22 protein-coding genes are annotated in these 25,207 nt (G+C 61.7%); 9 read left to right on the top strand and 13 right to left on the bottom strand.

What is annotated here, in order from left to right; genetic code table 11:
• Window positions 1–147 precede the first annotated feature (147 nt).
• From QZM15_RS29615 to QZM15_RS29595, 5 genes are all read right to left on the bottom strand, one after another.
• Window positions 148–405 (bottom strand): hypothetical protein, encoded by a 258-nt coding sequence (locus QZM15_RS29615; RefSeq protein ID WP_226291420.1) that lies wholly within the window; start codon window positions 403–405, stop codon window positions 148–150.
• A gap of 207 nt (window positions 406–612) precedes the next feature.
• A complete protein-coding gene (locus tag QZM15_RS29610) occupies window positions 613–2,256 on the bottom strand; it encodes a bifunctional aspartate transaminase/aspartate 4-decarboxylase (RefSeq protein WP_302107794.1) in 1,644 nt (547 codons plus the stop codon).
• Between the two features lie 70 nt (window positions 2,257–2,326).
• On the bottom strand, window positions 2,327–4,015 hold the full coding sequence (gene aspT / locus QZM15_RS29605; protein WP_226291418.1) for an aspartate-alanine antiporter: 1,689 nt from the start codon (window positions 4,013–4,015) through the stop codon (window positions 2,327–2,329).
• A 36-nt stretch (window positions 4,016–4,051) separates the two neighbouring features.
• The gene (aspT, locus tag QZM15_RS29600; protein WP_226291417.1) at window positions 4,052–5,734 is read right to left on the bottom strand and encodes an aspartate-alanine antiporter; all 1,683 of its coding nucleotides are present in this window, start codon (window positions 5,732–5,734) and stop codon (window positions 4,052–4,054) included.
• Between the two features lie 8 nt (window positions 5,735–5,742).
• Entirely contained in the window at window positions 5,743–5,877 is a 135-nt protein-coding gene (locus QZM15_RS29595; protein ID WP_264162973.1) for a hypothetical protein, read from the bottom strand.
• 502 nt (window positions 5,878–6,379) lie between these two features.
• Here QZM15_RS29595 and QZM15_RS29590 point away from each other — a divergent pair.
• The 3 genes from QZM15_RS29590 to torA are packed head-to-tail and all read left to right on the top strand — an operon-like array spanning window position 6,380 to window position 11,122.
• A complete protein-coding gene (locus QZM15_RS29590; protein WP_226291416.1) occupies window positions 6,380–7,984 on the top strand; it encodes a c-type cytochrome in 1,605 nt (534 codons plus the stop codon).
• Window positions 7,981–8,670: a molecular chaperone gene (locus QZM15_RS29585; protein WP_302107793.1), complete on the top strand. Its 690-nt coding sequence runs from the start codon at window positions 7,981–7,983 to the stop codon at window positions 8,668–8,670. Before QZM15_RS29590 ends, QZM15_RS29585 begins: the two co-directional genes overlap by 4 nt.
• Window positions 8,654–11,122 (top strand): trimethylamine-N-oxide reductase TorA, encoded by a 2,469-nt coding sequence (torA, locus tag QZM15_RS29580; RefSeq protein ID WP_226291414.1) that lies wholly within the window; start codon window positions 8,654–8,656, stop codon window positions 11,120–11,122. Before QZM15_RS29585 ends, torA begins: the two co-directional genes overlap by 17 nt.
• Before the next feature lie 90 nt (window positions 11,123–11,212).
• Here the strand turns inward: torA and QZM15_RS29575 are convergent, their stop codons facing one another.
• The 7 genes from QZM15_RS29575 to QZM15_RS29545 form a co-directional block, all read right to left on the bottom strand.
• Window positions 11,213–11,785, bottom strand: a complete 573-nt coding sequence (locus tag QZM15_RS29575) for a disulfide bond formation protein B (protein WP_226291413.1) — start codon at window positions 11,783–11,785, stop codon at window positions 11,213–11,215.
• 14 nt (window positions 11,786–11,799) lie between these two features.
• Window positions 11,800–11,955, bottom strand: a complete 156-nt coding sequence (locus tag QZM15_RS29570; protein WP_226291412.1) for a DUF5993 family protein — start codon at window positions 11,953–11,955, stop codon at window positions 11,800–11,802.
• A gap of 121 nt (window positions 11,956–12,076) precedes the next feature.
• Complete coding sequence (locus QZM15_RS29565; RefSeq protein WP_226291411.1) at window positions 12,077–14,191, bottom strand: TonB-dependent siderophore receptor; 2,115 nt, start codon at window positions 14,189–14,191, stop codon at window positions 12,077–12,079.
• Window positions 14,192–14,569: 378 nt separating this feature from the next.
• Window positions 14,570–15,823, bottom strand: a complete 1,254-nt coding sequence (locus QZM15_RS29560; protein WP_302107792.1) for a hypothetical protein — start codon at window positions 15,821–15,823, stop codon at window positions 14,570–14,572.
• A 66-nt stretch (window positions 15,824–15,889) separates the two neighbouring features.
• Window positions 15,890–16,312 (bottom strand): MarR family winged helix-turn-helix transcriptional regulator, encoded by a 423-nt coding sequence (locus QZM15_RS29555; protein WP_226291409.1) that lies wholly within the window; start codon window positions 16,310–16,312, stop codon window positions 15,890–15,892.
• Between the two features lies 1 nt (window position 16,313).
• Window positions 16,314–17,750 (bottom strand): MFS transporter, encoded by a 1,437-nt coding sequence (locus QZM15_RS29550; RefSeq protein WP_226291408.1) that lies wholly within the window; start codon window positions 17,748–17,750, stop codon window positions 16,314–16,316.
• Window positions 17,751–18,245: 495 nt separating this feature from the next.
• Window positions 18,246–19,244, bottom strand: a complete 999-nt coding sequence (locus QZM15_RS29545) for a LysR substrate-binding domain-containing protein (protein WP_226291407.1) — start codon at window positions 19,242–19,244, stop codon at window positions 18,246–18,248.
• Window positions 19,245–19,400: 156 nt separating this feature from the next.
• On the opposite strand from QZM15_RS29545, the gene QZM15_RS29540 reads away from it, so the two are divergent.
• The 4 genes from QZM15_RS29540 to QZM15_RS29525 all read left to right on the top strand — a co-directional run bounded on the left by QZM15_RS29540 (window position 19,401) and on the right by QZM15_RS29525 (window position 23,915).
• Window positions 19,401–21,263 (top strand): sulfatase-like hydrolase/transferase, encoded by a 1,863-nt coding sequence (locus QZM15_RS29540; protein WP_226291406.1) that lies wholly within the window; start codon window positions 19,401–19,403, stop codon window positions 21,261–21,263.
• 82 nt (window positions 21,264–21,345) lie between these two features.
• A complete protein-coding gene (locus QZM15_RS29535; protein WP_302107791.1) occupies window positions 21,346–22,125 on the top strand; it encodes a hypothetical protein in 780 nt (259 codons plus the stop codon).
• A 135-nt stretch (window positions 22,126–22,260) separates the two neighbouring features.
• Window positions 22,261–22,662, top strand: a complete 402-nt coding sequence (locus QZM15_RS29530) for a hypothetical protein (protein ID WP_226291404.1) — start codon at window positions 22,261–22,263, stop codon at window positions 22,660–22,662.
• 155 nt (window positions 22,663–22,817) lie between these two features.
• Window positions 22,818–23,915 (top strand): porin, encoded by a 1,098-nt coding sequence (locus tag QZM15_RS29525; RefSeq protein WP_226291445.1) that lies wholly within the window; start codon window positions 22,818–22,820, stop codon window positions 23,913–23,915.
• Between the two features lie 388 nt (window positions 23,916–24,303).
• On the opposite strand, the gene QZM15_RS29520 is transcribed toward QZM15_RS29525, so the two are convergent.
• On the bottom strand, window positions 24,304–24,540 hold the full coding sequence (locus QZM15_RS29520; RefSeq protein ID WP_226291444.1) for a hypothetical protein: 237 nt from the start codon (window positions 24,538–24,540) through the stop codon (window positions 24,304–24,306).
• Between QZM15_RS29520 and QZM15_RS29515 the strand changes: the two genes are divergently transcribed.
• Complete coding sequence (locus QZM15_RS29515) at window positions 24,473–24,634, top strand: hypothetical protein (RefSeq protein WP_226291403.1); 162 nt, start codon at window positions 24,473–24,475, stop codon at window positions 24,632–24,634. The two genes, QZM15_RS29520 and QZM15_RS29515, sit on opposite strands and share 68 nt — an antisense overlap.
• A gap of 116 nt (window positions 24,635–24,750) precedes the next feature.
• The gene (locus QZM15_RS29510; RefSeq protein WP_302107790.1) at window positions 24,751–25,083 is read left to right on the top strand and encodes a hypothetical protein; all 333 of its coding nucleotides are present in this window, start codon (window positions 24,751–24,753) and stop codon (window positions 25,081–25,083) included.
• Window positions 25,084–25,207: the final 124 nt, after the last annotated feature.

Genomic DNA, 25,207 nt, shown 5'->3' with positions numbered 1-25,207 from the left:
GGACGGGTGAGACGATTCAGTTTAAGAAGCACTACCGACTAAGTTCATGACCGGGCGCAACACATATCGATCTTCCGATCGTGTTTCACCGATATGACCTGCCGAGTGGTCGGGTCCGTTTTCAGGACCGAGCACGGGTATAGCTCATCATGCATGTGGCCAGGGTGCCGATGGGCCGGTATCGCGCACGTAAACGGGAACGGGCGGGAGCAACGCGTGCATTCCTGCCTGCACGGCATCGTGCGATCGCGCGAACAGGTGGAGAAAACGTTGCATGTACTGCAGACGATGTACGGAACCCGTTTTCGATTCGCCGGCCAGCAATGAACCTGCGACGTAAACGAACACAGCCACTGTCACGGCGGTGATGATCTGCGTTTGGATCGAATTTTTTCGGATAGGCATGGCGTGGACTCCCGTCAGTGCAAGAACGGTCGATGGATGACGCGGCTAACGTAGGCTGCATGGCGTGCGCGACGGACGACGTGGCGACGACGAGCGCGCCCGTTTGTCTGCCGTGCGCGAACTTGGGCCTCCGGACAAGCGTGTTGTCCGTCACATGACGGCATGCGGCCGCCCGCGGCGGCGCGCATGCGTGTTTCTCGCCGTCGTTTACTTCGCGATGGTCCTGTCCAGCTGACGGCCGGTCTCCATGTTGAACTGCTGGACATAGTCGTCGACCAGCTTGCGAACCGCCCGGCCGATCTTCCGATAATCCGACTCGTTCAAGTTCGCGAGGGAGACGCGCCCGGACGGATGTGGCGTCCCGAAGCCGCGTCCCGGCAGCAGCACGACGTGAGCTTCTCGCGCCAGGCGAAACAGTAGTTCCGAGGGATCGACCTGCTTTAGCAGCCAGTCGACGAACTCGCGTCCGAATGCGCGCTCCCCGAGGAACTCTAGATCCAGAATCGTGTAGTAGTCGACCTTGTTGGGATCGGTATCATCGTACGAGATGCCGATTTCCTCGTACAGCGCGCGCTTGCGGCCGCGAATCAGCCGCTTCACGGCCTTCTTGTACGCATCGGGTGTGTCCATCAACGCAAAGAGCGAGAACAGAACCATCTGGACCTGCTGCGGCGTACTGAGGCCCGCAGTGTGGTTCAGCGCGACGGTCCTGCTGTCGGCGACGAGGCGATCAATGAATTTGAGCGAGTCGGGATCCGTGGAAATCGATTCATAGCGTTTGCGCAGTTCGTGTCTCTTCTCGTCGGGCAACTCGGCGATCAGCTTGTCGAGCACGTTGTCGCGGTGCATGGCAATCGCACCCAGCCGCCAGCCGGTGGCGCCAAAGTACTTCGAATACGAGTAGACCAGGATCGTATTGCGCGGCGCAAGGGCGAACAGCGACAGGAAATTGTCGGCGAACGTGCCGTAGACGTCGTCCGTGAGCAGGATGAGGTCCGGGCGTTCCCGCATGAGGTCGGCGAGATGAGCAAGGCTTTCGTCGCTGAGGCGGACCGACGGTGGATTGCTGGGATTGACGAGAAAGAACGCCTTGATCCTCGGATCCCGCAGCTTGTCGAGCTCTCTCTTCGAATATTGCCAATTGCTTTCGACGGTCGAGTTCACATGCACGACATCCAGCTCATAGTCGTTGAGTTTCGGAATTTCGATATACGGCGTAAAGATCGGCATGCCGAGAGCAATTGTGTCGCCAGGCTTGATCAGATGATTCTCGCGCATCGTATTGAAGATGTACGTCATCGCTGCCGTGCCGCCTTCCGTGGCGAACACGTCGAATTCGCCGACGAACGGATGCTTGCCGATCATCTCCCGTCTCAGATACTGACTGACTATGGTCTCCGACTGCTTTAGCATCCGGTCGGGAACGGGATAGTTCGCGCCGAGGATGCCTTCGCACATCTCGTAGAGGAAGTCCGTTGCCGACAATCCGAGCTGATCGCGAACATACGACAGCGCACCGCGCAGAAAATCGATGCCCTTCGTTCCTTCGCGTTCGTGAAGAAACTGATCGAACCGCTCGACGAGTCCCTCCCGCTCGGGAAAGCCGCCCAGCCCTTCGGGAAGGTAGGCGAACGTGCGTTCCGACTCGCACATCGCGAACAGCCCGAGTTGCCAGAAGCCATGACGCGGCGTGGTGGCAAGGAAGTTCGGGTTGCCGCGGCCGGCATTCAGCATTGCCGTATCGATCGATCGAACGGATGGGGCGCTGCCGCGGGCCGCCTTGATCAATTCGTCTTTCAGTTCGAACGGACTGAGTGCCGCGAGCTGTTCGTGCTGGTTCAGCGTTTTCATATGAGTTCTCCGTCAGGAAAAAGCGGCCCACGGGGGCTGCGTGATGGGCGATGTGAAACTCGGACGGATGTCATCGGACGAGGCCGACGACGAGCGGGCCGAGCAACGTCAGTAGGACGTTGGCGAGCGCGTAGGTGATCGCGAACGGCACCGTAGGGACCGAGCTCTCCGCCCGGTCCAGTACGCCGCCGAATGCCGGATTTGCACTGCGGGATCCGGCTAGCGCGCCGGCGAGCACTGCTGCGTTGTTGTAGCGAAGCACGTAGCGGCCGAACAGCATCGTCAGCAGCATCGGGACGAGCGTGACCACGATCCCGAGCAGGAAGATCGTGACGCCGCTCTGCTTGATGGTGACGACTGCCTGCAGGCCGGAGTCGAGACCCACTACGGTGACGAAACCGGCGAGACCGAAGTCCTTCAGCAGTTGCGACGCCGGTCGCGGCATCACGCCGTACAACGGACGCTTTGCACGCATCCAGCCGAATACGAGTCCGGCGAGCAGGCAGCCGCCGCCGGAACCGAGCGTCAGCGGAATGCCCGAGACGCGTACGACCACGAAGCCGATCAGAAGGCCGATAGCGATTCCGACGCTCATGTAGATGAAGTCGGTCTTGATCGTGTACGGCAGTTCCTTGCCCGCTGCGGCAGCAGCCCGCTTTGTGTCGCTCGGCGAGCCGTAGAACGTGATGACGTCGCCGTGCTGCAGTTCCGTATCATCGAGCAGCGGAAGTGGATGATCCGCTCGCGTGGCGCTTTCGACGTAGACGCCGTGGCGAACGTCGCGATCGACGCGTGCGCGCACTTCGCCGAGCGTCGTCCGCTCCATGTCGCGGCGCGAGAACACCGCCTGACGTGTCTGCATCACGAGGCCGAGGCCTTCGCATGCGGGCAGTTCGGGGCCGATGGACTTTGCTGCGGCGACCATCCATTCGCGGTGGCCGATCAGCACCACGATGTCGTCGGTCTGCAGCACCACGTCGGGGGACGGCGCGATCGTTTGCCCGTCGCGACGAATGGACTCGATCGTCACGAGATCATGCTGAGCAAGCTCGATATCGTTGACTGTCCGCCCGGCAGCCCGTTCGACGCGAAACGCGCGATTCACGAGGTCCGGGAGTGCAGGAAGCTCGCCGGGGCCGAATGCCGGTTGTCCGCCGGACTGTTCGCGTTCGACGTCGCGCGACGCGTCCTTGAGATCGCGTCCCATGAATTTCGGCAGGATGTTGACGCAGACGATGATTGCGCCGACCGCCCCAAACACGTAAGTGACGGCGTACGCGATCGCGACATCGGCCTGAAGCGCCTTGACCTGATCCGGCGGCAAGCCGAGGCGGGCGATGGTGTCACCCGCGGTGCCGATCACGGCCGACTGCGTCAGCGCACCGCCGGCAAGACCCGCGGCCAGCCCCTTGTTGAGATGAAAGAGCTTCGCGCAGATCAGTACGGTGATCAGCGCCGAGATCGCGAGAAACAGCGCCATCGCGATCTCTTTCAGGGTCTTTCTGTTCAGCGAGTGGAAAAAGTCCGGTCCGGACTCGTAGCCGACCGCATAAATGAAGACCGCGAACAGGACTGCCTTGACGCCGTTGTCCACATTGACGCCGATCTGGCTGATCACCACTGCGGCGATCAGCGATCCGCCGACACCCCCCAGCTGAAACTTGCCGAACTTGATTTGGCCGATGTAGTAGCCGATTGCGAGAGATGCGAAAAAGGCGATCTCCGGCGATTCCTGAAAGAGGTGATGTATCCAGTTCATTTTTTCCTCGATATCAAGGTAGTGATGGGCGGACTCTCAACCGATCCTTGCCGCCAGCGCGACCATCACGGGCCCCGCCAGCGGCAGAACGACGTTCGATATCGCGTAGGTGATCGTGTAGCCGATCAGCGGCGCCGAATTGCCCGCGATGTCGATGAGGGCACTGATCGCCGGCGTGCTGCATTGTTGTCCGGCGATGCCGCCGAGCAGCATGGGCGCTTCGAGTTTCAGCACCGTCGTGCCGATCCACAGCGAAAGCACGCCTGGAACGAGCGCCATCAGGACACCCGCGACGGGCAGCGCAACGCCGTACGACCGAACGAGATGCAGGGCGTCCGGCCCTGCGGACATGCCGATCGCGGCGACGAACGCAGCGAGCCCGAAGTCCTTCAGAAACTCGGCGGCGGCCGAGGGCAACTGGCCGGCCAGCCGACGACGTGTGCGGAGCCAGCCGAACAGCAGCCCGGACAGCAGGCAGCCGCCGCCGGCGCCGACAGAGATCGACATGGCGCCGGCGTGAACGGTGACGTGGCCCAGCGCCATGCCGGTCAATACACCCAGTGCCAGCGAGCCGATGTCGGTACGGTGCGACGCAAGGAAGACGTCGCCCAGATGTTTCGCGTGATGCTCGATCGCGTACGGCGACCCGGTGACCGTCAGCAGGTCGCCGCAACGCAATACCGTTTCGGGCCGGAGGGAAATGCTCGCGCCATTGCGCGACAGGCTTGCGACATGCAGTCCGCGCGCGACTTTCGATGGCACCGGCGCATACAGATCCAGTAACGCGAATCCGTCCAGATCACGTCGCACCACCACGTCGGCGCGCTTCGCCTTCAGCGTGCCGAACGCGTCTTTGCCGGCGATCTCGTCTCCAATGTGCGGCAGCGCGGCGACAACGGCATCACGTCGCCCGGTGATCAGCGCGACGTCGCCGCGCTGAAGCGTCACGTCGGGATCTGCGTCGATACATTCGCCGCGGCGCAGGACGCGCTCGATGGTCAATCCGCCGCGATATCGTTGTTCGACGCACTCGATTGTGCAGAGGGAGCCTGCGCCGACCGTGACGGCGCGGCTGACGATGGGCGGAAGCCCCGCCAGTCCGTGCTCGCTTATCGCGTTTGCACCGACGAACTTGTGCCAGACGCGGCCGGCTTCGGATTTCAGATCGATGCGGAGCAGAAACGGCGCAAGCTGGCTCGTGAACACGAGGATCGTCAACAAGCCGAACAGATAGCAGATGCTGTATGCGGTCGCGATATTCGCCTGAAGCCGGCTGACGTCTGCAGCGGCGAGGCCGAGCTTGGAAACTGCGTCGGATGCCGTTCCGATGACCGCGGATTCGGTCGCTCCGCCGGCAAACAGTCCCGCTGCGGTACCGGGGTCGAGACGGAGCACGATCACCGCACAGCAGGCGACGATCACGGTCGAGACCACTTCGATCAGCGACAGTACGCCGTAGCGCCAGCCGCGTCCGATATTCGCGAAGAACTGCGGTCCGCCGAGGAAGCCTAGCGCGAAGAGGAAGAGTGAAAACGCGATGTTGCGAAGGTCCGGGGCGACGCGGACACCGGTCTGTCCGATCGCCAACGCGGCGATCAACGTGCCGCACACGTTGCCTGGTGAGATGGGACCGATACGGATCAGGCCGATCAGGTAGCCCACGGCAATGCACGCGAACAGCGAAATTTCCGCCTGATGGCCGTGCACGAATTCAATCATGGTGCGCCTCAATCGTTGACCGACGACGCGACGTTCTCGATCGCGGAACGAGCGCGAATGATATTGCGAACTGCCGCGACGAGTGTCGTCTGTGCGCGCAGCGGGCCTGTTTCGATGGTGCCGACATCGCAATCGATAAGCATGTCGGCATGAATCGATCGAAATCGGACATGGTCGATATATATAAATAGTTGATGTAAATAAACTATAAGACGTGCGAATCGGCGAGCCGAAATTAACCGGGAAATCCGTGACGGAAATCAATATCGGCGTGAAATTAAAGCGGCTCGAAAGAAGTGATCGGCGCATTCGATGCGCGCGGATGAGCTGTACGGCAATTTCCCGACTCCATCGCATGTTGAGCGCGCAACGATCGGAGCAGAAGCGTGACGCGACTGTTCGGCGAACTGCATGAATGCGATCGTTTTATATCGATCGATACGGGATAAATGACAGTCGTGTCGCGGCTTGCGACGGATCAAGAAGCGGGGGACATCCGGCGATTAGGCTGGACGGAAGCTGCTGTCGGCGCTTGCGTTTGCGTGGACGAAAGCGATCCTCGCCGGAATGCCGATCGTTCCGTGATGCTTGTAGGGAGAGTCTTGGTCGGCACTCGACATTACGAACGCAATGAGGGGTGAACGAATGAAAAAGCGCGTTGGATTACTTGGAGTCGTGCTGGTGGCATGCGCGATCGCCTTGTTCTGGATCGTCACATCGCCGCGATTCTGGCACGCGGTAAAGCCGGTTCGGGATACCGTCGGATCGGATACGGTCGATCTGCGTAATGGCAGGACGTTGTTCCTTGCAGGCGACTGCGCGACGTGCCACGCATCGCCCGGCGGGCATCGACAGACATTGCTCGGAGGCGGCCGATCGCTGAATACGGCGTTCGGGACGTTCCGCATGCCGAACATCTCGCCCGACGTACACGACGGTATCGGTTCGTGGACGCTGTCGCAGTTCGTTACTGCGATGCGTGAAGGCGTGCTTCCCGACAAAGGGAATGCCTATCCGGCGTTTCCTTACACGTCTTACCAGCACATGAGTGCCGACGACCTGCGCGATCTGTTCGCCTATCTGAAGACATTGCCGCCGGTCAAAGGGCGGCAACCGGCCCATGATCTCAGGTTTCCGTTCACGATTCGCCGCGGCATCGGCATCTGGCGGCTCCTATTTCTGTCCGGCAAACCATTGCCGGTTGAAAGCGGGAAGAGTGCTGCGTGGCTGCGTGGCCGCTATCTGGTCGAAGGGCCGGCGCATTGTGCCGAATGTCATTCGCCGCGGAACTTTATCGGTGCGATTCCGGGCGATAAACGTTTCTCTGGCGGACCGAATGCGGAAGGAACGGGCTACGTGCCGAACATCACGCCCGACGAGACCGGAATCGACTATTGGACGGTCGACGACATCGTCGCCTATCTGAAAGACGGCGTCACGCCGATCGGCATTCGCGCGGGCGGTGACATGAAGGAGGTCATCGAGAACACGTCGAGATTGTCGGATGCGGATCGACTCGCGATCGCGACCTATATCAAGGCGTTGCCTGCCGTCAGTGCGCCGAATCCGTCTTTGCCGCAGCCCAATCATAGCGAGCAGGTGGTACTGCTGCAGAAGAATGCCGACTCCGCGTCCGCATCGAGGGTCGGTGCGCTTGCCGCGGCACCGACCGAACTGGCGAAGACGAGTACTGCTTATGTGGTGTCGACCAAACGTATCTATCTCGACAAACCGGTGAACGGAGCGGAGCCACAGGAGGACGGGAAACTGCTGCCGGCGACCCAACTGGGCGTCATCGCGCGGGACGGCGACTGGCTGCAGGTTCGCGTACATGGATGGCAGTCGCAAGGGACGGAAAGCGTGCTTTACGCGCGGCGCGGTCAACGGATCATGGAGGCGGTACTGTCGGACCGCGCGGTGGCGCATATCGTCTCTCGCGGATCCGAGCGCGATCCGGATACCGGACAAAGCTGGAAGCAGGGCGAACTGACGGTATGGACGCGAAGCGACGGGCTCGGCACGAATCTCGGACAGATCTGGCGCTACAGCGACGACCTGATGGCCCATACGTGTACGGTCTGCCATGCACGTCCGGACAGCGGCGATTTCCTGGCCAATCAATGGATCGGTACGCTCGGCGCGATGCGGCACTTCACGTCGCTGGACGACGACCAGTACCGGTTGCTGTTGGCGTGGCTGCAGTACCACGCGAAGGACGCCGGTGCCGAAACCGGACAGGGGGCGCGATGACAGACGAGGACCGCGAATTCCGCGCGATCGTTGCGGACTGGCTCGCGAATCTGCTGTCGCGACCGTTCGATGCGGCCGCCGTTGCACGGTATCGCAATCCGGAAACCGTTGCGGTGTTGAATGCGCTTGCCGCCGAACTCGACTGCCGCGACGTAGCCGCGGCGATGTGCGCCGCACTCGCCAAGGAGGCGCCCGCGGAAACCGTGGCACTCGATCTGTCGGTGCTTTATACGCGCCTCTTCGATGGAGTGACCGGGCATGTGGCGGTCCCGTTGTACGAGAGCGCCTATACGGGAACGCACCTGTTCGACGAGGCTGCGTGCGAGATGGCCGAACTGCTTGCGGCCATCGGTATGCGCGTCGGCAGCGGCTACCGTGAGGCACCGGACCACGTGTCGGTCGAACTCGCGCTGCTGGCCAGCCTGCTGCGAAGCAGCGATATCGAAAGCAGCGCGCGGATGGAGGCACGCCTGAGCCGCTGGATACCGCTTTTCGTCGCCGCCTGCAGCGAAGCGGACCCCGACGGTTTTTACGGAGGCGCCGCGGCGATGCTCGGCAAGCTGTTCGGCGTACCGCACAGCCGACGGAACGACACAAATATCGAGAGCGCGCGAGCTGACGAGCTGCGCGAGCCTCATGCCGATCACTCAGTAAATACAGGAAGTCACCATGTCCACGAAAAATGATTCGGTCTTGGAGACCGGCGTGTCGCGACGCGCGTTCATTAAGCGCACACTGTTGGCCGGTGCGCTGGGTGCGGCCGCTCGTTACGGATTGCTGGAGCAGCGGGCGGCAGCGACATCGATCGACGCCCGCGAGATTCTCACCGGGTCCCACTGGGGCGCATTCCGGGCGACCGTCAGGAACGGGATCATTACCGGCGTCAAGCCTTGGGAAGGCGACCCGCATCCATCGCACCAGCTGTCCGGCGTCATCGATTCGATTTATTCGCCGACGCGCATTCGTTATCCGATGGTGAGACGGGCCTGGCTTGAACACGGCCCCGGCGCCGACGTCGAGGGACGCGGGAAAGGCGATTTCGTTCGCGTAAGCTGGGACCGCGCGCTTGAACTTGTCGCGAAGGAGTTGAAGCGCGTGCGGGACAAGTACAGCGCGAGCGGAATCTATGCCGGCTCGTACGGTTGGCAAAGCCCGGGAAAGCTGCATCCCCCGCGTACGCTGCTCGCGCGCATGATGAACGTCAACGGTGGCTTCGTCGGATACAGCGGCGATTACTCGACCGGTGCGGCGCAGGTCATCTTGCCGTATGTGGTCGGGTCGATCGATGTTTACGAGCAGCCGACCGTGTGGCCCGTCGTGGTCGAGCATACGGAACTGATGGTTTTCTGGGCTGCCAACCCTGTGTCGACGAACCAGATTGGCTGGCTGGTGCCCGACCACGCCGCGTATCCGGCGATGGAGGCGCTGAAGAAGAAAGGGACGAAGGTCATTTGCATCGATCCGTTTCGAAGCCAGACATGCGATTACTTCAACGCCGAGTGGCTGGCACCGCGTCCGCAGACCGACGTCGCGATGATGCTCGGAATAGCACATACGCTATACGCAGAAAACCTTTACGACAAGGCGTTCATCGAGCGATACACGACGGGCTTCGATCGATTCGAACCATATCTGACCGGCGCGTCCGACGGTGTACCGAAAGACGCTGACTGGGCCTCGCGAATCTGCGGCATTCAGGCCGAGACAATCCGCTCGCTTGCCCGCGAATTCGCGTCGAAGCGCACGATGCTGGCGGCGGGCTGGTCGATTCAGCGCCAGCATCACGGCGAGCAGGCACACTGGATGCTGGTGACGCTGTCGAGCATGCTCGGACAGATCGGCTTGCCGGGAGGCGGATATGGATTTACTTACCACTATGCGAACGGTGGCAGTCCAGCCGCGACCAGCCCGGTGCTGTCCGGTATCGACGCCGGGACTGGCAAGCTCGAATTCAGCGGCGATACCGCACGAAAGATCCCGGTCTCGCGAGTGGTGGAGATGCTGAACAATCCCGGCAAGCCGTTCGATTTCAACGGGACACGCGCACGCTATCCGGACATTCATCTGGTGTACTGGGCGGGTGGCGATCCGTTCGTCCATCATCAGGACCGTAATGCGATGATCGAGGCATGGAGGAAGCTCGATACATTCATCGTGCACGATTTCCAATGGACGCCGACGGCCCGCCATGCCGACATCGTGCTGCCCGCGACGACGTCATACGAGCGTAACGACATCGAGCAGATCGGCGATTATTCGAGCACGCACATTCTGGCGATGCACAAGGTGGTCGAACCGCTGTACGAATCGCGCAGCGACTACGACATCTTTGCAGCGATCTGCGATCGACTCGGCACACGCAAGACGTTTACCGAGGGCCGGGACGAGATGGAATGGATCCGGGTGTTCTATGAAGCCGCGCGCGTCCAGGCACGCGGCATGTCGATGGAAATGCCCGTGTTCGACGCATTCTGGCGCAGTACCCAACCGCTCGCGTTTCCGGTGGGCGAAGACGCCAAGCGATACATTCGCCACAAGGCGTTTCGCGACGACCCGCTGCTCAACGCGCTCGGCACTGCGTCAGGCAAGATCGAGATCTACAGTTCGGCGATCGAGAAGATGAAATACAACGACTGCCCTCCGCATCCGACGTGGATGGAACCCATCGAGCGGCTCGACGGGCCCGGCGCGAAGTATCCGCTTCACGTCGTAAGCCCGCATCCTCACAGTCGGCTGCATTCCCAACTTTGCGGCACGGTGTTGCGCAGGACCTATACGATCCGTGATCGTGAACCTTGCCTGATGAATCCGGCGGATGCGGCGGCGCGGGGAATTTCCGACGGGGACGTGATTCGCGTGTTCAATGGGCGCGGTCAGATTCTCGTCGGCGTCAAGGTGACTGACGCAATAAGGAAAGGCTGCATCCTGATCCATGAGGGCGGCTGGTTCGATCCAGCGTCGCCAGGGCGTGCCGGGAGCCTGTGTCGATATGGGGACGTGAACAACCTCACGGTCGGCGTGGGCACGTCGCGCCTGGCGCAGGGGAACTGCGGACACACGGCGATCGCTGACGCGGAAAAGTTCCGCGGAGATCCGCCGATGGTCGACGTGTTCGAGCCGCCGAAGGGGGCCGCGTAGCGCGTCGCCCGGTGCATCGCGGTAACCCGCACGACGGATGCACGGCGCGATTCGCGCCGCGCATCCGACTCGAGCGGTCCACCGTCGCACTCAGTCAAGCAGCTCGTAGCGGACGGGATTGTCGTCGCACTGGCCGACGCCGCATTCGAGCAACGTCGATGCTAAATTCGCGATGATCAGTATCGCGAAGACTGCCACAGCGACATGATTGAATATCGTCCCGCCGCTGCGGGCCGGTGTGGCGTCCACCCGTCGCAGCGCAAGCAGTGCCGCTACGTACAGCACCGTGAGCGACGCTGCGATCGCAGCCCACGTATAGAAATGGAGCCCCCACAGTGTGGAGCCGTAACTTCCCGTGCCCGGTGCGATATGCAGCAGGACCTGACGAAGCGCGACCGCGCCGGTCGCGATCGCGCTGACGACGACAAGGCCGTAATGGGCGGCGCGCGCACCGAAATGAATGTTCAGCGAGAATCCGAGCCCGATCAGGATGAGCCCGGCACGCTGCAGAAGACAGAGAGGACAGGGCAGTTCGTGCAGTACGAGCTGATAGTAGAACGCGAGCAGAAGCGCGGCGTCGATGCCCAGTAAGGCTAATGCGTTCAGCGAACGATCCGGCAAGATGAGCGATTCCATGCGCTTGCGTGTGATGCGTGCATTCATCGGAGAGACTCCCGTTAAAAGGACAGGTTGAGCGAATCGGTGACGTGATGCGAGAACGAGGCCACGGTCATCGCGAGCGTGACGAGCAGCAACAAGATCGCGCGTCGCCGGTACTTGCCACGGACGGTTTCGGCAAGCGTAATAAGAGACAGCAGGAATGGGAGAAACATGAACATGTCGGACCTCAGGGATCGGAACGATTGAAGATGCCGGCGCACCGCAATCCGCGCACGCTTGGTCGCTTCTTGCTCGGTGCGTCGGCAGGAACCGGCGCTGGCCGCGCCGGCGTGACTACCAGTCGTATTTGGCGGTTGCGAACACGGTGCGCGAATCGCCATAGAAGCAACGGTCATCGCTCTGGCAACTGCCGATGAAGTGCCGGTCCAGGAGATTGTTGACGTTCAACGCGAATGCCCACCTCCCGCTGTCGAAATGAATCGCGGCGTCGAACAGCGTGTAGGACGGTGCGACGAGCGTGTTGGCGGCATTGCCCGGCATATCGCTCTGGTAGCGAATGCCGGCACCCCATCCCCAGCCGTCCAGTGCGCCGCCGTGCCACGACCAGTCGAGCCACGCCGACGCGAGCTGGCGCGGCAGTGGGTAGGTGGTCGGCCACTTTCCGGCGTACCGGTCGCCGGCACCTGTATTCTTGACGTCCTGATATGCGTATGACGCGATGATCGAAAGATTGCGCGACAGGCGTCCGACGGCGCTGAACTCGACGCCGCGTGATTTCACTTTTCCCGTTTGCTGCTGGTGGAGCGGATCGCTCGGATCGGGAACGAGTACGTTCGTCTGCTCGATCTGATAGACGTCGGCGGTCAGCATCATGTTCTTGTGCGGCACCTCCCAACGCAGGCCCGCTTCCACCTGGCGGCCATGGTTCGGCGCCGCGTTGCTTCCGTTCGACAACGTGACGATCGACTGCGACGGGTTGAACGAGGTCGAATAGTCGACGAACGGTGAGAGGCCGAACGGGCCGTCGAAGGTCAGTCCGACCCGTTCCGAGAATCCCGATTCCGTATGGGACTCGTGCGTGCCGCGCGTCAGCGCGTCCTCGTCGACGCGATTCCAGTCGTAGCGCCCGCCGACAGTCAGCGCCAGACGTCCCCACTTGATTTGATCCTGCGCATATACGCCGAGATCGTCGAGCGTCGTCCGATCCGACAGGCGTCGCACGGCGGGGCCTGAAAAAATGTTCGGGGAAACGATCCCGTAAACCGGATCGAACAAATTCAGATCGGGGCCGGGCGCGCTCCAGTCGCTGTCGGTCGAGCGCTGGCGATCGTATTCGAGCCCGAACAGGACGGTATGCTCGGTGGGGCCTGCACCGAACCGCGTCTGCAGCGTGTTGTCGACGTCCACCCGGTTGTAGTGCGGCTGACTCAGTTCCGCGAGTCGCTTCAGGTGCGAACGCGTCGGATCGAGCGGGTCGAGACCCTGGCCCCACAGTGCAGCCGTGTCGAGCGAGACTGACAGATAGCGGACTTTCTGACTGAACGACACGTCCGGAGAAAACGAGTGATCGAGCGTATAGCCGACCGACCATTGCTTCTTTGCGTAGTGCGCGAGTGACGGGTCGCCCGTATACAAGTCGTATGGAATCTTGCCGTTAGGATTGGGAAGGACCGTGCCGGCCGCCGGCAGGTAGTTCGATGTCCAGTCGCCATGATCCTGCAGATACGTGGCGTCGAATACGATCGACGTGTTTGCGTCCGGCTGCCAGCGAAACGACGGCGCAAGCGATACGCGCTGTTGGCCGTTCGGTCCGGTCGTCATGTTGCCGTCGCGCAGCACGCCGACGAAGCGATAGGACAACGATCGAGCTTGGTCGATTGGCGAGCCGAGATCGAACATGAACTGCTTGCGTGCGTAGTTGCCGATCTGGAAGCCGGTCTCGCGGTAGCGTTCTCCGTCGGCCAGCTTGCTTTTAATGTCGACCAGTGCACCTGGCTGACCGGGCCCGTATAGCGCCGATGCTGGCCCGCGTAGCACGGAGATGCTATCGATCATGTACGGATCTACGCGCCACGATGCGCGCAGTTCGGTGCTCGGAACCTGCATGCCGTCGACGAACACGTTCGGTGCGAAGCCGCGTATGCCCGTCAACCAGTCCGTCCGGGTGTCGACCGAGTACGCCGAGAATCCCGGCATATAGCGAAGCGCGTCGCCGACGCTCGACGATCCGGTTTCCTCTATTTGTTCGGCGGTAATGACATTGATGGTCTGCGGGATCTCGCGAATCGGTACATCGGTCTTGGTTCCGATGTTGGTCCGCTTGCCGACTAGACCGACATAGGGTGCGGGGCTTGCCTGACCCGTCACCTGAATCGGCGGGAGCACCGCGGCCTGGCTCGGGCCGGCGCTCGAAACGCCGGCATCCGGCTCGGAAAGGGAATCGGCCATCGCGCGTCCGGCGAGCAGCAAGCCGCAGCAGGTAAGCTTACGCCAGACGTCCGACAGCCGCTTGTTGGGGCGCGCATACGGGCAATGCTGTCCGGCGCGGTGTCGATGCTGCCGCGAGTGGCGTCGCAAGGAAACACGGGAGAATAGGCGAATCATCTTCGTACTAACCTCGATAAGTTGATTGAACGGGGGGCGTCGCGGCGGCAAGCCGCGCAGTCCTGACATCGATCAGGCAGAGGTATTGCGGGGAGATGACCGGATAGCTTTTTGTATGAACAGTTGGGGGTGGGTGACGCCGGATATCGTCACCATGGCGCGGCCTGCGTGGCGTGGCGGCCGCCGATGTTGTGTCGTTTGCGTGCGAGTGCCCTTTTGCGGCTATATCGGCGCGGCCGGACGCGTTCGGAATCGTCGTGCCAGAAAACGAGTCCCGATCATGCATGACGTAACGAACAGCACCGACGTACCGCACGCGACCGTATAACCGGAGAAATGCGAGGTCGTCCAGTACAGAATTGGCACCACCGCGAAATGCGAAGCTAGATACGAGAGGCCGGACGCACACACCATCGCGCCGATCGATCCCGTCGTGCTTCCCGTTTCGATCACCGTATCGGTCGCGAACGCGCTGAAGAAAAAGTATCCGCACTTCAATGCCATAAAGCCGGCAACCGTGACGAGCGGATTGCCGGTCACGCTTGCACCGGTGAGTAGAACGACGGACAGGGCCGACAGCAGTCCGCTGATCGATTCCAGATGCCTGCACGTGAAAATCCGAAGCGCAGGCACGATCTGGCCGGCCGCGAGAATACAGAGCACCGCGATGCCGATGCCGACCGTGGACAGGCCGACGCGAGCAAGCGTGACGCCCTGAGACAGCAGAAGCGGTTGCGTCACGCGAAAGGCGAGATCAATACCCAGCCAGCCGAGCGCGATGACGACCACGTAGTAACCGGTTTCAAGCGTACCGAGGCGTCGCGTGTCCGAAAGCGCCGGAATGGGAGCCGACGACTCGCCGTCGCCCGGACGGTGCGAGCCGATCGACATGTCGACGCAGATCGGCATGGCCAGCGCCGCGAGCAGCGCCGCGGTCGTCAGCAGCACCGATGGGATGCCGTAACGCGCACAAAGCGCCAACAGAACGCCACCCGTCAGTGTGGACGCGAGCAGGACGCCGAATGCTTCGTATAGCGACGCGCGCGCGCATTCGAGTTGCGCGTGCGCGCGCGCTTCGAGCATCGCCGACGCATCGATCAGCCCACGCTCGATGCCGGACAGCAGGCACACGGCCACGCCGGCCACGAACAGAATCCGCTCGAGATCCGCGAAGCTCGAAATCGAGATCGTGACGAGCGCCGTGCCGATAAAGATAGCCACAATCGCGACACGCATGCATAGCAGAAGCGCTACCGAGCGTCGCAACGGGGCAGTTTTGGCGATGAAGCGCAGTAACGGCGGAACGATCGCGCACCGAAGGCACCACATCAGCGAAAGCGATGCAAACATCGGCAACGTAACGACGGACGCATGGCGCGCTTTCAGAATGACCGGTACGGCCATCGAAAAGAACTGAACGGCGATTTGGTTTCCCAGATATGCCGCTTTTACGGAATTGATATAGCGTCCTTGCATCGTTTGTCTACCGATTGATGCGGTCGCGCCGGCGCTGCTTCGCGCGACGAGACCGTTGTGAAAGCGTCACTTTTCCATGATCTTCTCGATCAGCATCAGCAACGTGTCGACTTCGTCCGACGACAGCCGATTAAACGCGCGCGGCGGCTGATCAAGAATGCTCCGTGCGGACTTCGCGAGTTCGCGGCCCTGATCGGTCAGCATGATCAATTTGCTTCGTCGGTCGGTGGGAGACGTGACGCGCATGATGCTGCCGTCGACCTCGAGATCACGGAGAATCAGCGATATGTACGTCTTGTCGGACGCGAATCGCTGTACTAGATCCGACGCTGACTCCGAATGCTTGAGGAGGCTGATCAGAACTTTGACCTTGAAATACGTGATGCCCAGCGCATTCGATACGCGCTTGCGCGGATCGTCGTCTTCCAGAACCAGGTCGCGTAACTGGATCCATGCGCGCTTGGCGGCGGCGGATGTCGATGTTGCCATGTCAGTCTCCTTTGGTTTGAACGTTCTCGAAAGATGTTTCGGATGGGCTTTGCCTGTCGACCAGCACGCTCAATGCACCGATCAGCAACCCAAAAATGAGGATTAGAAGCCACATCGGGCGCGATGCGTCAGTGCTGCTGGCGACCGCGGCGCCACCGTCATGCGCACGGCACGCGATGATCGAGCCGGCGATCGCGACGCCGAGCGACGTACCGGCTTGGCGGCCGGTCGATGCAATGCCGGCGGCGACGCCCGCCTGGCTCGGCGGCAATCCCGATACGGCGGTGTTCGTGATCGGGGCATTCACGAGACCGGACCCGATTCCGAAGATCGCGTAAATCAGCATTACATAGGTGAGCGACGCTTGATCCGGCAGTAAATACAGCATGATGGCAGCCAGCGCGAACGAGAGGCCGCTTGCCGCTAGAGGCATACGCGGACCGGTGCTGCCGACCAGCTTGCCCGACACGGTGGAGAACACGATCGTCATCAGCGCAACGGGCAGCGTTGCCGTGCCGGCCGCAAGCGGGGGCAGTCCGCGCGTGTTTTGCAGGTACAACGTATTCAGGAACATGAAACCGCCGATCGACGTGAATGCAACGACACAACAGGTGATCGCGGCCGAAAAGCATGGATTTCGAAAGTACTTGAGATCGATTAGCGGCTCGGTCGCCCGCGCCTCCCATGCAAGCAATACCGCTAGTGCGGCGATCGCGAGCACGGCGATCAGCAGGACGTGCGGGGAGAGCCAGCCGATCCGCGGCCCTTCGATAATCACGCCGATCGCACTCGCGAGGAAGACGAGCATCGACACCTGCCCGGGAATGTCGAAGCGGCGCGGTTTGAGCGCTTTCGAGTTCGGCACGAACAGAAAGGTGAGAACGACGCCCACGAGCGCGATCGGGACGTTGATCCAAAACACCGACCGCCATCCGAGCATCGACACGAGCAGGCCTCCCAGCAGCGGACCGGCCGCCGTGCCAAGCCCATTGACGGCGCCCCAGACGCCGATGGCCATGGCGCGTTCGCGCTCATCGGTGAACGTGTTCGCGATGATCGACATCGCGACCGGGTTGAGCATTGCCCCTCCGACGGCCTGGAAGATCCGAGCCGCGACGAGCAGCGACGGACTCGGTGCGAACGAGCAGAGCAGCGATCCGAGCCCGAAGATCGTGACGCCGCTCATGAAAACCGGTTTTCTCCCGAAGCGGTCCCCAAGACTCCCGCCTAGAATCAAGAGCGACGCGAGCACGAGCGTATAGGCGTCGACGATCCATTGGAGATCGGTGATGCGCGCGCCGATCTCCCTGCTCATTGCGGGCAGAGCGACGTTTACGATGCTGTTGTCAAGACTGACGAGGAAGAGGCTGATGCAGCATATCATCAGGATTCCGTGGCGATGACTGAAAGCGTCACGGGTACGATGGAAGATCGGCATGGCGGCACCTATGTTGTTGCCTACGCAATAGTATATATACTACAACTAAAATGCCGTTGTGACAATGGCTTTGCAAGCGGATGCTTCAGAGGAGGCGTGCGGCAAGACGGTGCGCGTATTGTGTGGAGGCGGAGCCGGAACATTGACGGCGTGCAGGCATGGCACGGTCGGGAGCGATCGCGACTGGTCGCTATTTTCGTGATTCTTTTGATAGGGAATCGATGTCTGGTTGCTTCGTTTGACGTCAATCAATGCCGTAACTGGCCGTCGTTCGTCCGACCCGCGTCGTTTCTCGGGGCGCGGTGACAGACGGCCGTATCAACTCTGGCAAGCGTTCGCATCGACTATGTCGGAGGCGACGTATGCGCTCCCAGACCATTCGGCGATCGACGATTTCCACCTGTCTTCCCGGAATGGCGTGGCAAAGAAACAAAACCGCGATATCTCGGCGCGAAGTCCCAGTGCCCGAACGCGGAATCTGGGAGCATGGCCGCGTCAACCGTGGCTGCCGGAATCGGCGCGACCGTTACGGACCGATTCGAGAATGGCCAGAATGATGGCGTCGATCATCGGGTCGTCGCTATCGATGCACATAGCGCCGATTGCGGAAGCCGCATGAGACAGCCTCAGCGGGATCACGCCGAGCGGTGGCGCATCGATGCGCGCGGCGAGGCTCGCGCGCGACGTGACGAACAGGCACGGAATCTGACGGGCGACTGCGATATTGGTTTGCAGTGAATGAGATTCCAGGACGACTGGCGGCATTCGCAGACCGGCATGAGCGAATTCCATCTCGATCGCTATCCGCAACGGTGCACCCGTCGACGGAGCGATCCATGGAAACTCGGCGGCATCGCGCCATGTGATGTCCGATCGAGCCAGCAGCGGATGATCGGGCCCGCAGACGATCGTGAACTCGTCGTCGTAGAGCCGGCGAATTCGAAATTCGGTATTGAGCGCATTGGCATCGAGCCGACACACCAACAGATCGAGTTCGTGACGCTGCAGTTGCGGAAGCAGAACGTCGAAGGTGTTCTCGTTCACGTGTATTTGCAGTTCGCCGTATCGGCGGGTGGACCATCTCAGAATGGGCGGGACGATAACCTGGGATGCGCCTGGGATGATGCCAAGGGACAGCGTGCGCCCGATACCCGACTGCATCGCTTCGAGGCGCGGCGGCACCCGGCGCAGTTCGGTCAGGATGCGGTCGACGGCGGTTAGCACGAGCTCGCCGCATGGCGTCGTGGTCATGCGGCGCGTGGTGCGCTCGAACAGCGATGCACCGAGTGCACATTCGATGTCCTTAAGCCACTTCGACAGCGCTGGCTGGCTGACGGCGGCCGCCTCGGCTGTTCGTCCGATGCTGAGATTGCGGCCGAGACACGCCAGCATTTCAAGATCGCGGATTCGAAGCTTGCGTAGCGCGGTCGGCAGCGCGTGTTCGGCATGGAGGCGCTCCGGAAGCGTGGCGTGCGGGCGGGATGACGAGAACACAGGATCTCCGGCTGATGAGCTGCAAGTTATGAGTGTGCAAATCATTTCATGAAAACGATTGGGCATCGTGTTCACAATGGATAGTACATTATATACAACGGTTGTGTAGTATAAACCATATGCGCATCGTCATGAAACGAACGAATAGGAGGACGTATGACAGAGCGAAACCGGAATGGCGGCCGGAATGGGCAATCGAAGCGCCTCAACGGACCGGAAAGGGAAATCAGCTCCGCGCGTCGGGGCTTCTTGAAGTCGGCCGGAGCCGCGATGGCTTCGGCCGGTCTCGGCATGCCGCTGATAGCCGAATCCGGTGATGCAGTCGCCGCTGCCGTGGGGGCGAGCAAGCCGGTACCCGACGCGCCACCGGCCGGATTCAACATTCTGTTCATCCTGACCGATCAGGAGCATCACTTCGATCGCTGGCCGTATCCGGTACCGGGTCGCGAACGCCTGAAACGGGAAGGGACGACGTTCACGAATCATCAGATCGCGTCCTGCGTGTGCTCGCCGTCGCGGTCGACTGTCTACACGGGGCAGCATACGCAGCATACGCGTGTGTTCGATAACGCCGGCCTGCCGTGGCAACCAGACATGTCGACGGGTATCCGTACGATCGGGCACATGATGCGCGATGTGGATTACTACCCGGTGTATCTCGGGAAGTGGCATCTGAGCGGGACGTTGCATGAGACGTCGAGCGCTTACAACGCGCCGGTTCAACGCTACAGCACGGCGATGAAGGAATACGGATTTGACGACTACTTCGGCGTGGGCGATCTGATCGGCGGTGTGCGTGGTGGGTACGACTACGACGGTGTGACGACGGCATCGGCCGTCAGCTGGCTGCGGCAGCACGGCGTGCGCCTGCGCGACGAGCGCAAGCCGTGGTTCATGGCGGTCAATATCGTGAATCCGCACGATGTGATGTTCGTCGACACGGATCCGGAAGGTATCGAGCAGCAACGTGCGAACCGTCCGTTGCTTGGCGCCGCAAGGCCGCCGAAAGACAGGCTGTACGACGCGCGATGGGACGATGTGCCGCTTCCGGCATCGCGTCACCAGCCGTACGACGAGCGCGGTCGTCCGGCCGCGCAAGGCGTGTTCTTTCGTGCACGCGAGAATCTCGTGGGGGTATATCCGCTGACCGACGAGCGTGTCCGGACTTACCGGAACTACTACTTCAACTGCATCCGCGATGCCGACACGCACATCGTCAGACTGCTGGACGAACTCGAGTCGCTGCACCTCGACCAAACCACGATCGTCGTGCTGACATCGGACCACGGCGATCATGCGGGCGCGCATCAATTGGTCTGCAAGGGTGCGACGACGTACAAGGAACAGAATCACGTTCCACTGATCATCCGCCATCCCGCGTACCCCGGTGGCAGGACGTGCGCGGCACTGACGTCGCACGTCGACCTCGTGCCGACGCTGCTTGAGCTGACGGGCCTCGATCACGCTGCTGCGGCGCGTGTCGCCGGACCCGCCGCAAAGGGGCGAGGTTTTGCGCGATTGCTGCGCAATCCGGATCGTGCGGCAATCAACGACATTCGGCCCGCCGCGCTATACAACTACGCGATGCTGCTCTACTACGACAGCGACTGGATGCTGCAAGAGTTGCGCACGCTGATGGAGAAGGGTGTCCCCGTCGAGGAACTGCATCGTCTCGTGCTGGCCCGGCAGCCCGATTTCCGCTTGCGCGGCGGCATTCGCAGCGTGTTCGACGGGCGATACCGGTTCAGTCGGTACTTCTCGCTGATGCACTTCAATCGTCCCACGACGATCGATGCGTTATTCGCAAACAACGACGTCGAACTGTATGACTTGCATGCGGACCCGGGCGAGACGCGCAACCTGGCAGTCAAGCGCAAGGAGAATGCTGATCTGCTGACGCGCATGAATGCGCTGCTGAACGACCGGATCGACGAAGAAGTCGGCGAAGATCGGCCGGATGTGATGCCGATCAAGGACGGCAGGGTTCAGTTCACGTTTCGATCCGACGCGCATATCTGATGGATACGCGACGCAATGACGGTGGCGGGCGAAGGTCGTCACCGTCGCAGTTCAGTTTCCAGGGGGGGGGGTGATGAATTCAATGGCTCAGCGAACGGTGCGGTTCGCGTTCGTGATCGGCATGGCCGCGGCATCGTGCGCGCAGGCGTCCACCGACAACTCGAATGCGAGCAACAACCCGCTTACGCATAGACGTGCATTCAACATTCAGAATTACTTCGTGCCGGGCGGGTACGGAAACGCAGCGGGGCAAAACGATGCGATGCTCCGTTTCATGGAGCCGATCGCGCCGAATGCGGTTGTGAGGACGCCGGAACTGTTTCGGCTCACGGTGCCGATAAGCACGCGTCGGGCGGCCGGACGCGGCGAGATGACCGGGATCGGCGACATCAATCTCTTCGACATCTTCCTGTTTGGCGATGGCAACACGAAATTCGGCGCGGGCCCGCTCGTGACGGCGCCGACCGCTACCGATCGGGCTTTGGGAACCGGAAAATGGCAAGCCGGGCTTGCCGCGATCGCGATCGATACGAGCGAGCGCGGGCTGCTGGGCGCACTCGTCCAGTGGCAACACTCGTTCGCCGGTAACGGCGAGCGGCCGGCAGTCCAGACGCTGACCGCGCAGCCGTTGTTCATTCTGAATCTTAAAGAGAACTGGTACTTCCGCTCGACCGCGATCTCGACGTTCGATTTTCAGCACGGCGCTTACGTGGTGCCGATGGGTGTCGGCTTCGGGAAAGTGTGGGACGAACATGACGTCATCTACAACTTGTTTGTCGAGCCGCAGTATGCGCCGTTGCGGCGCGGGAATTTTCCGAGACTGCAGGTTTATGCGGGCTTGAACATGATGTTCAAGAAGTAGAGCGCGGCGAAATCGCCCGCGGGTATCGTCAGATCAGGTCTGCTGAATGTGTGCGTTGCATATGCGGAAGGCGCGTGAAAACAATTGAGGAAACGATTGAGGTTGAGAATGTATGTAGTGCGAAAAATGGTGGTAATGCTGCTCGGCGTTTCTATGTGCCTGTCGGGCTGCACGACCTATCAACCGATCGTTCATCGCGCCGCGAAGCAGGCAGATGCCGAAACGGTGGTGCGCTCGACGTGTTCGGACCTGTCCGTGGATCCATGGCACGACGTGAAGGTGGGGGACGATATCCGATTCACGACTTGCGACGGTCTTTCGGGAAGCATGAAAGTGGCTACGATCGACGGTACGCGAATCGCCGACGAGCGCAACGAAGTGGACGTACGGAACATGAGCGAGCTGCAAGTCAAGTCCGTTTCGGCTGGGCGAACAGCGCTCTTCGGCCTCGGAATGGGCGTGACGGCGGCAATCGCGATCGCGATGGTTTTTAGCGTGGGAGCGATGGCAGCGATGCTCGGGATGCTGCATGCGTGACGACGGCGCCTGACGCGCATCGGCGTATGCATGGGGACGACGATGGCGTTGGCCCACTGATCACGCCGACCGTGCGCGGCTCCGTGATCCATGCAAGAGGAAGGCGATGCACAGCGTTCATCGTGTCGGAGGGAGCGGATCAACTGGAGTTCCATATGTTAGACAGGACCGCGTATGTGGCCGCGGTGCTGGCGCTCGCGCATGCAGGCGCCGCATCGGCGCAGAGCAGCATCACGCTGTTCGGGGTGCTCGATAGCGGCGTGAGTTACGTCAGCAACGAAGGCGGACACGACAACGCGAAGTTCGATGACGGCATTTTTACGCCGAGCGTAATCGGATTGCGCGGCAATGAGGATCTCGGCGGCGGCATGCATGCGGTCTTCGGGCTCGTTAGTCAGATCTCGACCGGTAACGGCTCGATCGTCGGCAACGGACTGTTTTCGCGAACCGCGTTCGTCGGGCTGCAGCAGGAACACTTTGGGACGCTGACGTTCGGCAACCAATACGAATTCATGACCGATACGCTGTTCTTCAGCGGTGTCGATGCGGCTTTCCGCGTCGGCGGGCTGTACAACCTGCGCAATGGCCCATTCCAGAAGCTCGCGCTGCCGAACAACCCGACCGGCGCGTTCGACTGGGACCGGCTCGGCGGCAGTCAGCGTGTCGCCAGTGCGGCGAAATACGTGAGCCCCACGCTCGGCGGTCTGAAATTCGGCGCGCTCTATGGGTTCGGCGGCGTGCCGGGAAGCATCGGCGCCAACAATACCGTTAGCGCCGGCGCCGATTATTCGGCGGGGACGTTCGGCGCGGCCGCTGCCTATACGAACGAGAAATACGGTGCCCAGCCCGGCTCGCCGGCCACCAGCGTCTTGGACTGGGGCGCGGGCGTCCGCTACCGGCTCGGCGCGGTGGATCTGAGCGCACTGTTCACGACTGTGCGCAACGCCGTGTCCGGTGGTGCGGTTTGGATGAGCGAATTCGGCGGCGCGTGGAAGCTGACTGCTGCGACGACCGTCGGCGCGGACTACATGTATATGAAAGGCAACGCGGCGCTCGACAACAATCACGCGCATCAGATCACCGCGACGATCGGCTATTCCCTGTCGAAACGAACGATGGTGTACGCAAGCGGCGTGTGGCAACGTGCGAACGTTGGTGCACATGCGCAGATCGGTGGCGTGATGGATCCAGACGGCGCATCGTCTGGCGCAACCCAGGCCATCGCGCGCATCGGCGTCAATACGGTTTTCTGATCACGTAAAACGCAAGAACCTTGCACATCAGGCTACAACATCGAGCGAAAATCTCAGGCCATCGAAATAACATCGGAAATCGCCTTATCGTGATGCGAAGAATGAATCATTCATCGGACGCTTTCGAGAATGCCTCAACGCACTTTGGTTCTTGTCGCTTGAGAGGCAATCGTTCTCTTCCTGCAAAATCTGGCGGTTTCGCCGCGATACCTTGTGTGACTGGGCCTTGCCGTCGATTCTGACTATCGTCGATTGGCCTGGCCGGGATCGACGATCTCGGACGACATGCATCCTTTAGCGTCGGCGGCACGCATTGCGTGGATGCCGCGTGCGTCGGGCATGACCGCGCACGCACGTTGGCAACCGCGCCGCCGACCCGGACACCGGATCATCCGGCTTCATCCGCTCGTGCGACTGGCGCTTCGTATTGACCACCGCGCTCGGCCGCAGAACCGTGACTCCGCCGGGAAGCGATGTTGGCCCCGAGCGCGCGGAGAATCGATCGGCCTTTCTTCGTCAGATACGCGCGTCGGCGGCCGGGGGCGCCGTGCTCGAGCATGACGAGTTGCCGTTCGAGCAACGCATCGAGTTCGGCGCGATCCGTGCCGGGCGGCGCCGCGTCGATCGCGAGCCTGGTACTGACGACCGATGCGACCGTCGCGCAAGCGCCGAAAGAGGACAGCGCCGAGCCGGCCTCCGCGCCCGAACTCGGCTACTGACCTGCGTCGCAGGCCCGCCTGCGATGGTCGAACAGCCGCTGGCCGGAGCGGCTTTTGCCGGCGCGCGCGACAGCGGGGGCGCGTCGCGCCGTTTTTCCATGTTTGCGAGACCGACGATGAAGCTCGAACTTTCGATCGACTCCAGGCCGCTGAACGTCGAGATCGACGACGTGATCGCGGGCCTGCTCGCCGCGCGGCTCGGCCTGCCTCCGGACGGCGACCATCGCGGCGCGATCGGCCGCTACCTCGAAGGGACGCGAACGGAGGCGGAAGGGGATTGCCTGACCGTGCTGGGCGGCGGCCTGGTGTGGACGGCCGTGCACTGGCTGCGGCAGGGCCCGACGCGCGAGCATCCCGACGCGATGGCCGCGCGCATGGCCCGCACGTCGGCGACGATCCTCGACGCGTTCGACCTGACGCGAGGGTTCGCGCAGACGCGCTCGAATTGACCGCGGCGGCCGCGCGCGAAGGCGGCTCCCCCGTCGGTTGCGCGCCGGTCATGAGTTCCAGCGCAAGCTGGCCGCGTACGGTATGCGCTGCTCGATGAGCCGCATGGGAAATTGTTGGGACAAT

This window comes from Burkholderia sp. AU44665 (genome assembly GCF_030504405.1).
GTDB lineage: Bacteria > Pseudomonadota > Gammaproteobacteria > Burkholderiales > Burkholderiaceae > Burkholderia > Burkholderia semiarida.
The sequence above is the reverse complement of the archived record's forward strand: the minus strand, read 5'-3'. Positions and strand labels throughout refer to the sequence as shown.

Excerpts from the sequence above, each read along its gene's own strand:
- QZM15_RS29540 (WP_226291406.1), top strand. The coding sequence starts at position 19,401 with ATGACAGAGCGAAACCGGAATGGCGGCCGGAATGGGCAATCGAAGCGC.
- QZM15_RS29585 (WP_302107793.1), top strand. The coding sequence starts at position 7,981 with ATGACAGACGAGGACCGCGAATTCCGCGCGATCGTTGCGGACTGGCTC.
- QZM15_RS29615 (WP_226291420.1), bottom strand. The coding sequence starts at position 405 with ATGCCTATCCGAAAAAATTCGATCCAAACGCAGATCATCACCGCCGTG.
- QZM15_RS29555 (WP_226291409.1), bottom strand. The coding sequence starts at position 16,312 with ATGGCAACATCGACATCCGCCGCCGCCAAGCGCGCATGGATCCAGTTA.
- QZM15_RS29575 (WP_226291413.1), bottom strand. The coding sequence starts at position 11,785 with ATGAATGCACGCATCACACGCAAGCGCATGGAATCGCTCATCTTGCCG.
- QZM15_RS29590 (WP_226291416.1), top strand. The coding sequence starts at position 6,380 with ATGAAAAAGCGCGTTGGATTACTTGGAGTCGTGCTGGTGGCATGCGCG.
- QZM15_RS29610 (WP_302107794.1), bottom strand. The coding sequence starts at position 2,256 with ATGAAAACGCTGAACCAGCACGAACAGCTCGCGGCACTCAGTCCGTTC.
- QZM15_RS29510 (WP_302107790.1), top strand. The coding sequence starts at position 24,751 with ATGAAGCTCGAACTTTCGATCGACTCCAGGCCGCTGAACGTCGAGATC.
- QZM15_RS29570 (WP_226291412.1), bottom strand. The coding sequence starts at position 11,955 with ATGTTTCTCCCATTCCTGCTGTCTCTTATTACGCTTGCCGAAACCGTC.
- QZM15_RS29550 (WP_226291408.1), bottom strand. The coding sequence starts at position 17,750 with ATGCCGATCTTCCATCGTACCCGTGACGCTTTCAGTCATCGCCACGGA.
- QZM15_RS29525 (WP_226291445.1), top strand. The coding sequence starts at position 22,818 with ATGTTAGACAGGACCGCGTATGTGGCCGCGGTGCTGGCGCTCGCGCAT.
- aspT (WP_226291417.1), bottom strand. The coding sequence starts at position 5,734 with ATGATTGAATTCGTGCACGGCCATCAGGCGGAAATTTCGCTGTTCGCG.
- torA (WP_226291414.1), top strand. The coding sequence starts at position 8,654 with ATGTCCACGAAAAATGATTCGGTCTTGGAGACCGGCGTGTCGCGACGC.
- QZM15_RS29595 (WP_264162973.1), bottom strand. The coding sequence starts at position 5,877 with ATGCTTATCGATTGCGATGTCGGCACCATCGAAACAGGCCCGCTGCGC.
- QZM15_RS29565 (WP_226291411.1), bottom strand. The coding sequence starts at position 14,191 with ATGGCCGATTCCCTTTCCGAGCCGGATGCCGGCGTTTCGAGCGCCGGC.
- QZM15_RS29560 (WP_302107792.1), bottom strand. The coding sequence starts at position 15,823 with ATGCAAGGACGCTATATCAATTCCGTAAAAGCGGCATATCTGGGAAAC.
- QZM15_RS29530 (WP_226291404.1), top strand. The coding sequence starts at position 22,261 with ATGCTGCTCGGCGTTTCTATGTGCCTGTCGGGCTGCACGACCTATCAA.
- QZM15_RS29535 (WP_302107791.1), top strand. The coding sequence starts at position 21,346 with ATGGCTCAGCGAACGGTGCGGTTCGCGTTCGTGATCGGCATGGCCGCG.
- QZM15_RS29515 (WP_226291403.1), top strand. The coding sequence starts at position 24,473 with ATGACGAGTTGCCGTTCGAGCAACGCATCGAGTTCGGCGCGATCCGTG.
- aspT (WP_226291418.1), bottom strand. The coding sequence starts at position 4,015 with ATGAACTGGATACATCACCTCTTTCAGGAATCGCCGGAGATCGCCTTT.